Source organism: Bremerella cremea, from assembly GCF_039541315.1.
Taxonomy (GTDB): domain Bacteria; phylum Planctomycetota; class Planctomycetia; order Pirellulales; family Pirellulaceae; genus Bremerella; species Bremerella cremea.
Genome location: NZ_BAABFZ010000005.1, coordinates 1,245,729 through 1,258,118 on the forward strand (window position 1 = coordinate 1,245,729; position 12,390 = coordinate 1,258,118).

Genomic DNA, 12,390 nt, shown 5'->3' on the forward strand with positions numbered 1-12,390 from the left:
TGGTCATATCGATTCATTTGTAGCACACTATTGATGAACCAACGCAGTTCCACGCACCCGACGAAAGAAGAACTGGAATCGTTCTTTCATGGAACGTTGGAAGAAACGCGTCGTCAATTGGTCGAAGACCATATCTCGAAATGTGATCAGTGCTGCGATGAGCTGCGGACGATCCCTCACGACGGCTTGATCGAACGGATCCATGCCGCGACCAGCAGCATCGACGATGGCCAAACGCCATGGGCTAGTGCCTCGACGATCGCGGAATCGGAGCCTGCCGATTCGATTCCGGCGGCATTGCTCGATCATCCACGCTATCGAATCATTCGCCGACTTGGCCAAGGTGGCATGGGGGTCGTCTACCAGGCCGAACATCGATTGATGGAACGGCCGGTCGCATTGAAGGTGATCAACCCACGTCTGGTGAGCAACGAGCTCGCGGTCGAGCGATTCCATCAGGAAGTCAAAGCGGCAGCCAAGCTTTCACATCGCAACATTGTCGCTGCTTACGATGCCGAACAAGCAGGCGACCTGCACTTTCTGGTGATGGAATTCATCGACGGGATTAGCCTCGATCAACTCGTCGCCCGCCGCCAACCTCTGCCGGTGTTGCATGCGTGCAATTACGTTCTTCAGGCTGCCCAGGGACTGCAGCACGCCCATGCCCGAGGCACCGTTCATCGAGACATCAAACCGCATAACCTCATGCGGACAGATCGAGGAACGGTGAAGATCCTCGACTTCGGCCTGGCTCGTTTTGCGACCCAAACTGATCACGCTGCCGACGATCCAGGGCTGACAGCCGACTTCACTGCGCTTGGCACGCCCGACTATATGGCCCCAGAGCAAGCCCGAGATTCGAAGCGGGCCGATATTAGAGCCGACCTCTATAGTCTCGGTTGCACCCTCTATTTTCTGCTGGCAGGACATGCTCCTTTTCCAAACGGGACCGCATTCGAAAAAGTCTTGGCCCACTGCGAACGGCAACCGACCTCGCTGGGTGAACTTCGTGACGATGTTCCGAGCGATGTCATAGCAATCGCCGAACGGTTGATGGCGAAGAACCCTGATGACCGCTTTCAGACGCCTGCGGAATTGGTCGAAGCATTGAAGCCGTTCGGTCGACCTGACTCGGTGGCGGCACATGACCAGCCAACTAGCGACAGCGGAAAGACGCTCGTCGCGATGCCGATGCCGCAGCTTCAAGTGAGCACCGAAAGCACCGCAACACGTACTCGGACCAAGGTCAGCAATCAAGCAACCAGCACTTGGGTGCGACGGAATCGTTGGCCATTGTTCGCGGTCAGCGGAGTCCTTGGTGTCGCCCTTGGTTGGTATGTGCTCGCAGATCGTGGCGAGCAGCCCCCTGCTCTGCCGGAAGACAATTCGTTAGTGGGGCAGCCTTCCGAAACCATTCCTCCAGCTACTTCTACTTCGGACGCGGAATGGATCGACTTGATCGCTCGCATCGATTTGTCGGCGGATGTCGTCGCAGGGAACTGGACGGTCACGCCAACGGGCGAGTTACGCGTCGATCATACGCCGTCTGCTCGGGTCATGCTTCCCTTCACTCCGCCGCGAGAATACGACTTCGAGGTCGAGTTTACCCGCGTCGAAGGGGATCAATCGATCGCCTTGCACTTCGTCGATGGCGATGGCATCGCGAGCTTTGATATCGATGGCTGGGGCGAGAATCTTGCTGGGATCCAGACCATCGATCAGATCGACATCCGCCGAAATCCGACACGGATCGACAACATTCAACTGATCAACGGGCGCCGATACCGGGCCGCCGTGCATGTGCGTCGAGATCATGTCGACGCCTTGTTCGATGGCGAAAAACGAACCACATACCACGGTGATGGTTCCGATCTGTCGCTGCTGCCGCTCTGGTCGCTTCCGGAAAATACGTTAGGCCTGGGTGCCTACGACAGCGACACCATTTTTCATAGCGTGCGAATCCGCCCCATTTCCAACTGATATCCACGGCTTAACGGGGACCCGAGAAAAACTCTCCAAAAATCTGCTTCCGCGTGAAAGGTTTTCTGCTCCGCGTCCATTTATTCAGTACGCCAGCAGAAACAGGTCCATTTTCGGAACAGTCTTGGAGAAACTTACATGTCTCGCTTCCCTCTCTTCTCGTCGCGTAAGCGTCCATCCAAACCCAATCGCCAGCGTCGCGTCGGACGTTCGATGCAGAGCCTCGAAGATCGCTGCCTGATGGCTGGCGACCTGGCCATTGCCTCGATGCCGATCGAATCGGAATATGTGGAGACCTCGTCCTTCACCACGAACACCACTAGTGACTGGAACTTCGATCCGGTCGGCGATCTGGAAATCGAAAGTGGTGAAGCCTTTGAAACGCGGCTGACTATCAGCGGTGACTTGGATACTAGTGCCGTGATCTTCAGCGCGACGATCGTCCCGACGCTGGAACAGGAACTCGATGCTCGGTACGACCTGGTCGAGTCAGACGACTATCATACCAACTGCCTCGGGCAGAACGCTCGCTGGATGCGATCCGCCAACGGTGGCTGGTTCTACATCATGCCGGAAGGAGACTTCTTCCAATGGCGTGGTTCTTTCGAGAACAGTCGTCTGCTCGGTTCATTCGACTCCGATCATTACGATAATCCTGACCTACTGACCGAGCCGGAAGCGGTTCCGGCCGACGTCGCCATTGAAGGGGATACGCTGATCGTCCGAACCGATGCCGACTACACCGGCAGTTTCCAGATTGAAGTCGGTGCCACGGATGGATCGCGTTCGATTTATCAAACGATTAACTCGTTCGTGTTGAAGACAACGCCTGACGATCCCGGTCCTGACGACGACAATCCAGGGGATGATCCAACGACGCCGCAGGAACCGATGCCGGTGCTGATGGTGATCGCCAACCAGGACTTCTACTTCCAGGAATACGCCGACACACGAGCCTCGCTCGAAGCGCAAGGCCTGGAAGTTGTGGTCGCTGCCGCCACGACCGATAATGCCACACCGCACGCAAATTCAGGCCAAGGCAACAGCAGCGGCCAGGTCGTGCCTGACTTGACGCTGTTTGAAGTCGACGCGGATGACTATTCGGCGATCGTGTTTGTCGGTGGCTGGGGCTCGTCTCAGTACCAATACGCCTTTGAGGGAACCTATAACAATGGTTCGTACAACGGCGAAGAAGTCTTGAAGCAGACCGTGAACGACTTGATCAACGACTTTGTCGACCAGGATAAATATGTCACCGCCATCTGCCACGGGGTGTCCGTTTTGGCCTGGGCTCGAGTCGATGGCGAGAGCCTTTTGGATGGCCGCACGGTGTCCTCCTATTCCGGCAACGCTCCGAATTCCAATCAATCGTTCTACACGACGCGGGATCAGATTGAATACAACGGCGCGACGATGGTTGCCTCAGGTTCACTCGGCGATCCAACCACGGCAACAGACGATGTCTATGTTGATGGGCGAATCATCACGGCAGAGAACTGGGACTCGGCCACGATGTTTGGGGAAGTGATCGCCGACCTGGTGAGCGATCCCGACTACATCGATCAGGTCTTTGCTGACTGGGAGTAATCTCCAAGGGCTAGAGGCAGTCGGTTCCATTCAGGCCGCTCGATCAATCGTGATCGCAGCGGCCTGAACGACTGCGCATCCTGGCGTTACTTCCCGTCACCATGTGAATGACCATGCTTCAGATGCTCTGGCATCTCATATCCGCCTGCTTCGAGGTAAGCATGCAGGTCGTAAATTTCGTCCTTCGTCAGAATGTCGAGCAAGCCAGTCGGCATCGGCGACATCTTGGAAGGTGCCATTTGCTCGACGTCCTCTTTCAGAATCTTCGTCAGGCTATTGGGGGTCAGCAGGTTCGTAGCGACCTGGTACGAGGTTTTATCTTCTCCGACGACGACACCGGTGATGACTCGGCCGCCGATCGTCAAGAATTGGACGTTCTGAAACTTCTCGTTGATCTGGCTCGAAGGATCTACCATCTGCTGAAGCAATTCCTTGCCACGCAGTTTCTCAACGGACTTGGTCAGATCAGGGCCCAGGTTCGTCCCGTGACCTGCGACGACATGGCATTGATTGCAGCGAGCTTTCACGAAGGCCGTCATTCCACGGGCCAACGTCGCATCGTCTTTCGGCCGATTTGCAGGCTGGAAGTCCGCGAAATCAGCCATCTTCCATTCCTGAATGACCTGCGGAATGCTCGAGTCCATCAAGGCCTGGGCACGGGCATCATCTTTCGCGACCACCATCACGCCATTCATCACCACCCAGTGACCTGGGAAAGTGCACACATAGGGGTACAAGCCTTCCTCTTGAGGTGCCTCGAAACGCAAGACAGCAATTTGGGAGGCCCGATTGGGACCAATCATCGGCGTGTTCTGCAGAATCAATTCTCCCTTTTCGCGCGGGATGAAATCGGAGTCGGCGTTCGTGGGATCTTTCGCCATATCATTGGCCGCCATTCCGACTTCCGATAAGGAATCAGGCTTCACGATCACAAAATTATGGTCGGTGGCATCGGGGTTGGTGAAGACGATCTTCAGCGGCTGCCCCGGCTTCACCATGAAATGCTTCACGTCGAAGAGCATCCGCTCCGGCAAACAGGTCACCTTCACGGTCTGAAGGTCTGCGCGGGCATCAAATCGGGCCTGAGCGACGGTTGGCTTCGGTTCTTTGATTTCGGCGTCCTTGGCCGACTGCTTCAAGATGCGGGCAATGTCGTAGCGAGGGTTTCCCTCCCAATGGGCACGCATCGGTTTCGACATCAACGCACACGTGACGGCATACGCCAAATGGCCATCACGAGGATGCTTCAATACGTCGAGCATCGCTTGAAAGGCTGGCTTGGTACCGATATAGGTCGCGGCAATCGCGGCCTGCATTCGCACGATCCCAAGTTCGTCGTTGGCCGAAGCCTGCAGATACTGCGGCCAGTTTTCTAGGTGCGGATACCAATAACGTAGTTGCTTGGTCGCCGCGGCCCGGGCCATCGGCTCTTCGCACGTGAGTAGTTGCTCCAGCGTATTCACCGCAACGCTCAGATCTTGATCGGAAGTCGTTGCCGAGCCAGGAACCATGTCGACACAACCGATCCAGCGGTAAGTCCAGATCGCCTCGACCTGGTGATGTCGGAATCGAGGATCGGTCGTATCGAGCTTTTGAACCCATGCGTTGAGAAGCGGCTTGATCTCAGCCGGATCTCGTTCGCCTAATTCTCGTTTGGCGAGAAAGCGGATCGTATACTCCGGGCGTTTTAGCAGATCGAGCAACGCTTCGTTCGAGGCATCCGCGATCTTCGGCAGATCTTGGAGCGGCTTCCCCTTGGCCGTGATTCTCCAGATTCTGCCAGAATGGCGATCGCGGCGTTCATCCCGCAGCGAGTACTGGGCATGGCCTTTGATTGGGTTGTACCAGTCGCAAACATACAAATCGCCGCATGGCCCCCACTGCAGATCGACCGGAATGAAACTGAGATTTCGTGAAAACAACAGGTCGCCGACGTACTCCTCGGTGAAGCCATACGGGCCCTGCTTCCACTTTAAGATCTCGACGCGGTTGGTCGGCTTATAGCGAACCTTGATGAACGTTCCTGCCAGTTCTTCAGGGAACGTCGCGAAGTCGACGATTTGGTGGCCGCAAACACCTGAGTATGCCTGCAGTCCGCGCGGGGCCGCATTTTGCAACGGGTAAGGCGGATCAACCGCGTGATGAGCTTCGGCATAGACCGGATGGCTGGCCATATGCTGACCCCACTCATCAAAGCTGACGCCCCAGGGATTGGTACTTGGGTAGGAACCGAAGCTGATCAATCGCTGCGTCTTGGGGTCAAAGCGAAACCAGCCGCTGTTTTGCTGGCGAACCGGACCGTAAGGCGTTTCGACCTGGGAGTGATGAAAGATCGATTCTCGAAAGATCAAATCACCGTCAGGCGTCCAAGTAAAATCGTGCAGCGAGTGATGCGAGTCTTCCGTTCCGAAACCGCGCAGAACCGTCGTCTTCGTATCGGCTCGATCGTCGCCATCGGTATCTTTGAGGAACGACAGACAGGGCTGCTCGGAAACGTAAACCCCACCATCACCAAACTCGAACGAGAGAGGAATGTGCAAGTTATCGGCAAACACGGTCGACTTATCCGCTTTGCCATCGCCATTGGTGTCTTCCAGAATCACCAGTTTGTCGTTCGGCTCATTCCCCGGATAAACGTGCGGGTAGGTCGTCGAGCAACTCACCCACAAACGTCCCTTACCATCCCAACGCATCTGAATCGGATTCACGATGTCGGGAAATTCTTCTTCGCCAGCAAAGAGACTAACCTCGAAGCGAGGATCCATGTCGAATGCCTTCTGCTCGTCCGCGGCCGACATCCACTGATTCGCGCCGCGACTTTGCTTGGTCATCGGCAGAGGCGGGACGTTCGAGTCGTCGACCTGGGCCGGGACTTCTTTTCCTTGAGCCAGATCCCAGATCCGTTGATCACGATTGGCAACCATCAGGTCGAAGTTCCGCATCGCTGGCAGGAAGTCGAGATAGCCATACTCTTTGCTGCGGCCGCCGGTGTAATAGAACGTATTGAGCGGGCGAAATCGGCGAAAGAACTGCTGGTTCTTGTCGACGATCGTGGCGAGCATCTGCGGCTGGATCTCAGGCGGTTTCACTTGAAACAGTTGCTCGAACAATGCCGCCGAGAAAAGCTTATCGCCTGCCTGATTCAAATGCACACCGTTGATCGTCAGATCGGTACCGGGGCTTTCCATTGCCGACTTGGTCGCGCTGAAGACATCAGCAAAGGCAACCTGCTGCTCGGCCGCCACTTCTCGCATCACCTCGAGATAAAGCTGAACGTTGGCATTGTTGAGGTCAGCGGCCGGGATATTCTCGATGTTTTCACTCGCAATAGGCGAAACGAGAACGATCCGGGCCGATGCCTCACCGTTGAATGCCTTCGTCTTCAGATCCGCTAAGTAATCCGTAAGTTGCTGCCGAAAGTCGGCCAGGCCAGCGGGACCGGCAAACGATTCGTTGAAACCGAATGCCGCCAGAACGATGTCTGCTTTTTCATGCACGAGGTGCTGCTGTGTGTCGGCGAAGTTGTCGGGACGCGGCTGAATTCCGATCGCGTCCGCCGACCACGCCAGGTGCCGCACGATCAGCTTATGCTGCGGCAAATGCTGCTGAAGCATCGCTTCGAAATGACCGAAATCCTGTGAACGCTCCAGAAGCGTGTTCCCAATCAAGGCGATTCGGTCGCCCGGCTCGACTTTCAAAGGAAGCGACGTCGGCGTTGACTTGGCGACTTTGGCGCGAGGTGCCGTCTTCTCGTAAATGGCGAAGCCTGAGAAGTCCTCATCGGTTGTCTTCGGTGGATTCTTTGCTGTCGCGTTCCGGGCGTCTTTTTCGTTTTGAAGACGCGGATCGCGCCCCTCATCACGACGAGGGGCTTTCATTTGCGACGTCTGTTTTCCATCCTTGCTGTGATCGGGCAGGATGGGCGATTGCCAGCCTTGCAGTTCGCTCGGCTTGACACCTTTACGATGTCCGCCAAAGCTGAACGTGACCGGTTGATACGGTCCGACAAAATCGACGCCCAGTTCTGGCGTGATCTTGCTTTCCATCCCGGCCGCCCACAGACAACCGTTGATCATCATCCGGCGGAAGTCTTCGTTGAGCAGGTCTTCTGAAGCACCGTATGTCGTGGTGAAGACGCGGCCCTTCTGGCCACCGGGGGAAGTGTATTCGCGAGTCCAAACGCCTGGGCAGGGTTTCTTTTCTTTGGCAACAGGCGAATCGATTTTCATGCCGTCCAGCGGCTGAGCCATCGCCAGCACCGTGCTGTCTTCCATCGGCTCGGTCCAATAGCCGCCTGCTTGAACCCACGGAGCTTTCACACCACGGAGTGCCGGATGATCTTTCTGCGCGGTAACCAGATCGAGACGGGTACTCATCGCATGATTCTTGCCATAATGCCCTGCCCAGGTTTCGCCAAGGATCTGACGACCAAATCCGAGTTTGAAGTCGTCTCCTGCGTAGCGATAGTCGAAGCGGGCGAAGGGGGAATCTTTCGGAATCTTGAAAGCATGGGTCGACGTTCGCATGCCAACCACGGGGCCGCCACGTTGCAAATAGTCAGCGATTGGCTGCATCTGCTCTTTCGGGAAATCTTGGAAACGCAGGAAGATGACCATCAAGTCGGCATCGTTCAAGGCCTCGGTCCCCGGCATGTGGCTCGAGCCTGGCAAGATCTCGCCGTTCTTCGGATCGAGCGAGAAAAGAACGGTGCACTTGAAGCCATGTCTTTTCGCCAGGATGCGAGCCATCGCCGGAAGCGATTCTTCCGATCGATACTCGTGATCACCGGCGAGAAACACAATGTGCTTCCCTTTCCCGATGCCAGAATCCCCTTCATAGACGAGCGGATTGGCATGACAGAGGGGCGGCAGGCAAAGTAAGAGCGCAGCGGCAGACAGAAAGAGTCGAATCATGGTTCTGAGGTGGGCAGCAAAAGGGAGGATTCGTTGGGTAACGGAAGAGAAGTCGCGTTCCGATGGTTGGAACGCAACTACAGTCTACTACACCCCAATACCGCGCGTCGAACGAATCACCTGCCGCAAATTCCGCGAAGTTTGCCAAAACTTGCGATTCGACGAAATTCGATTCGTTTTCTGGGTTAAACCGTCTGAAGCCCTGTCAGGGTTCCCGTAGCGGACGAGAACTCATCGGTTTCCACGCCCAAGTGCTGCAGATAGTTCACCAGCAGATTGCACAGCGGCGGTGCTTTACCATCCTCGAACGCCAGATGCTGACCATGGCGAAAGTGCCCACCGGCGGACAAGATTGGCAGGTTCGTGTTGTTGTGGCTCGATGCGTTGCCGAGGTTCGATCCGAACAGAATTGCCGTTTGATCGAGCAGCGAATGATTGCCTTCCTGGGCGCTGTCCAGCTTCTGAAGAAGCTCTGCCAGCAATCGCATCTCTTCCAATTCAATAATCGAAAGCATCTCGATCTTGCCTGGGTCGCGGCCGTGATGGCTTAGGTTATGCCAACCATCTTCGACACCATCGAGCGCGACCACCTCGTTACCGCCAGGACCAATTAAGGTGATCAGCCGCGTCGAGTCGGTTTGAATCGCCAGGTAAATCATCTCGTACATCAAACGCAGACGCTCGGTCAAATTCCCGCGGTCGGTGATGTCTTCCGGCTGTTTCCGATCGACTTCTGGCTTGGGATGCTTCGCCCAGGCCTCGGCTTGCACCAAGCGCTGCTCCAATTCACGCACGCTGGTGAAGTACTGATCGAGCGTCTGGTTGTCTTCGCGACCGACCTGCCTGGTAACCTTCTTCGTTTGGTCTTGAACCAAATCCATGATGCTCTGACCATCTTCGATCCGCCGCATCTGCTCGGCTTTCTCTTGCGGCGTTCCTTCGAGGAATAAGCGAGCGAACAACTTGGAGGGACGGTTCTCGGCTGGGATCTGAACGCCGCTGCGCGTGTACGAAAGACTGTTGTTGTCGACCGCCAGCGTCAACGAACCGAAGCGGGTCTTATAGCCAATTTGCTCAGCTGCCAACTGATCGACCGAAATCGTGTTCTGAAAACTCGGCTGCCCAGGATGCGCGGCCCCAGTCAGAAAGCTCTTTTCTGCCGCGTGTCCGCCATCGACGTTCGGGTGCATGATCCCGGAGACGACCGTGATTTTGTCACGCACTGGCTGCATTGGCTTCAAGTACGGACTTAGCTCGAAGTCGCGGCCTGACTTCTCAGGAAAGAGATTCGGCGTGTGGATTCCCAGCGGGGCACAGATCGCCAGCATGCGGCGGACGTCGCCTGACTCGTCGGCGTTGTCTTTCGCCAACAGACGGGTCGGGCCCATGCTTCCCAGCAGAGGCAATCCCATCGCAATCCCGGAAGCCCGGAGAAACGTTCGGCGGTTCAATCGTGAACGCATGATAATTCCTTAGGTATGGAGCAAGGCGAAGGGATTACGGAGTCAGGAATAATTCGCTTTCGACCACGGCATGAATCATCGATTTCAAGCCATGGTCGTTGGCATCAGTCGTGGCGACAATCTGGTCGACCGCCTCTCGCTGCGCCAAACCGATGCGGCGACCGGTCGCATAGACCAAAAGCTTTTCGGCGATCGCTCGCGCCACCACCGGTTCGTCTTCCAGCAACCGCTGACGAAACTCGATGAAGCCAGCGAAGTCGCGACCATCGGGCATCTCGGAAGCGGAGTCGACATCGGGACCTTTGCGGAACGACTTATTGCCTGGGATCTTTTCCCCTTCGCCAATCGAGCGATAAAAATCACGATGCCCACCGATGGCGTCGAATTCTTCCAGGGCAAACCCTGGCGGATCGATTCGCTTATGGCAACTCGCACATGCCGCAATGCTGCGGTGCTTATCGAGCTGTTCACGGATGGTCGTCGCTCCACGGATGTCGGGTTCGACGGCGGGGACGCCAGGTGGCGGCGGAGGCGAAGGCCGACCGAGCAAATTGTCGAGCACCCACACGCCGCGAATAACCGGGGAGGTCGTCGTTCCGTTGGCCGTTACTTTCAGGACGCTCGCCTGGGTCAGCACACCACCTCGAATCGAATCGTCAGGGAGTTGGACACGCTGAAAGCTTTCGTGCCCTTCGACTGGCGGCAGCCCGTAGTGATCGGCCAGACGCTGATTCAGATAGGTCCAATCGGAATCGACGAAGTTCATCACGCTCTTGTCTTCACGCAAGACATGCTCGAAGAAGTGACGCGTTTCGCCCAACATCGCTTCCAGCAGCAGCGGATCGTATTCCGGGTAAAGCTTCTTATCAGGCGTGTTGAATTCAATATCACGCAGGTCGAGCCATTGTCCGGTGAAGTCATTCACAAAGTTCTCGATCTTCGGATCGGCGATCATTCGTTCGACCTGGGCGCTACGAACCGCAGGGTCACGAAGCTTGCCGGCGGCTGCCAGGTCGAGCAGTTCCTGGTCTGGCATGGTCGACCACAAAAAGTACGACATCCGAGAAGCGATCGCGTAGTCATCCACCGCAGGCTCGCGATTGATCAGCAGAAACTGCGGCGCGCAAAGGATCGCCGTGATTCCGGTTCGCACGGCCTGTTCGAAGGTGCGCCCGCTTTCCAGACGATTGACCGCCAGGTCGATAAACGGCTGCATCTCAGCTTCCGAGACTGGTCGACGGAACGCTCGTGGAATGAAGTCACGAAGAACTCGCTCCAGATCCTCTTTGGGCTGAGTCGATTCGACGATGTGATTCTTCACATTCTTTCGGTGCCGCATCCATACCGGCCACTCTTCCTTCATGAAGATCGACTCAGCATCGCCGAACAGGCGAACGGTCGATTCAGAAGGAAAGTCCTGATCGATCGGTCCATAAGTTTCGACCCAGGCAATCCCAACACCCGGACGCTGTTCGTGCTTGTCGCGCCAGCTGACATGCTCTGGCCAAACTCGCGGGACAATATGGATCGTGTCGCCTGCCTTCATCCGCCGAGTGAACTCGACTATGCGTGGCTTTTCAGGGGTGCCTGCCGCATCGAACACGCCGACAAAGTCTTGCGTGTCAGGTCCGAACAACGCACCGACGTAAAGTGCAACCGAGATCGTGCGGTTATTTGGTTCGTGCGGCCAGATCGCGACACGGCAGCGATAGATACCATCTTCAATTGGATGGGCCGAGTCGATTCGAGCCGGAGGCCAGCCAGGGGTAAACTTCACCAGCGAGCCATCGACTTCGATGACGCCCCCTTTCTTCTTGTCGACCGAATCGATGTTCTCTTTGATCTGCATCAGCTCGGCACGACGCGTCTCCGGCGGCAACGGTTTAATCCGTCGAATGGCCGCATCGAAGGCGACGTTGGCTGCTTTCAAATATTCTTCCATCAGGACCGAAGAGAAGCTGAGGCCATCAGCCCCTTTATCGAATCCTTGGACACTGCCATCTTCCGGCAGAAGATCGACCAGCGGTTCGTCGATTCCGAGCAGATCATGAATCGTGTTTTCGTATTCCTGACGATTCATCCGCCGCAACGAGATCGGCCGTTGTACTGAACTCGAAACGGTCTGCACAATCTGACCGATGAGCTGCTTCTTTTCCTCTGCCGAGGGCTGGTCCTGATAGTCGGGTGGCATCTCGCCCCGTTCAATCGCATTGACGACCCGTGACCAGACATGGGCGTTGTCGAGCTGCGGCGAAGGGAACGCCAGATTGTCGAGACGGATGCCTGCTTCTTGGGTATCGGCTCCGTGGCATTCGATGCAATGCGTGCGGAACATTCCCCGAACTTCGACATGATCCGCCGCGATTGCCGAGGAATGAAAGAAGGCAAGGGTGAAGCACCCGACCAGACAAGACGAGAGAAGAAGAGCTGTTTTCATACCGCAAGTA

The 12,390-nt window shown here is 56.2% G+C and carries 5 protein-coding genes; 2 read left to right on the top strand and 3 right to left on the bottom strand.

Going from position 1 to position 12,390, the window contains the following annotated elements:
* Window positions 1–33: 33 nt before the first annotated feature.
* Complete coding sequence (locus ABD890_RS21970; protein WP_345094599.1) at window positions 34–1,980, top strand: serine/threonine-protein kinase; 1,947 nt, start codon at window positions 34–36, stop codon at window positions 1,978–1,980.
* A gap of 138 nt (window positions 1,981–2,118) precedes the next feature.
* Window positions 2,119–3,567 carry a DJ-1/PfpI family protein gene (locus ABD890_RS21975; RefSeq protein WP_345094601.1) on the top strand — a complete coding sequence of 483 codons (1,449 nt, stop codon included), beginning with the start codon at window positions 2,119–2,121 and terminating at the stop codon, window positions 3,565–3,567.
* 86 nt (window positions 3,568–3,653) lie between these two features.
* On the opposite strand, the gene ABD890_RS21980 is transcribed toward ABD890_RS21975, so the two are convergent.
* The 3 genes from ABD890_RS21980 to ABD890_RS21990 form a co-directional block, all read right to left on the bottom strand.
* Entirely contained in the window at window positions 3,654–8,480 is a 4,827-nt protein-coding gene (locus ABD890_RS21980; protein ID WP_345094603.1) for a PVC-type heme-binding CxxCH protein, read from the bottom strand.
* Between the two features lie 185 nt (window positions 8,481–8,665).
* Complete coding sequence (locus ABD890_RS21985) at window positions 8,666–9,943, bottom strand: DUF1552 domain-containing protein (RefSeq protein WP_345094605.1); 1,278 nt, start codon at window positions 9,941–9,943, stop codon at window positions 8,666–8,668.
* A 34-nt stretch (window positions 9,944–9,977) separates the two neighbouring features.
* Window positions 9,978–12,278, bottom strand: coding sequence for a DUF1592 domain-containing protein (locus tag ABD890_RS21990; protein WP_345094607.1), 2,301 nt, complete (start codon window positions 12,276–12,278; stop codon window positions 9,978–9,980).
* Window positions 12,279–12,390: the final 112 nt, after the last annotated feature.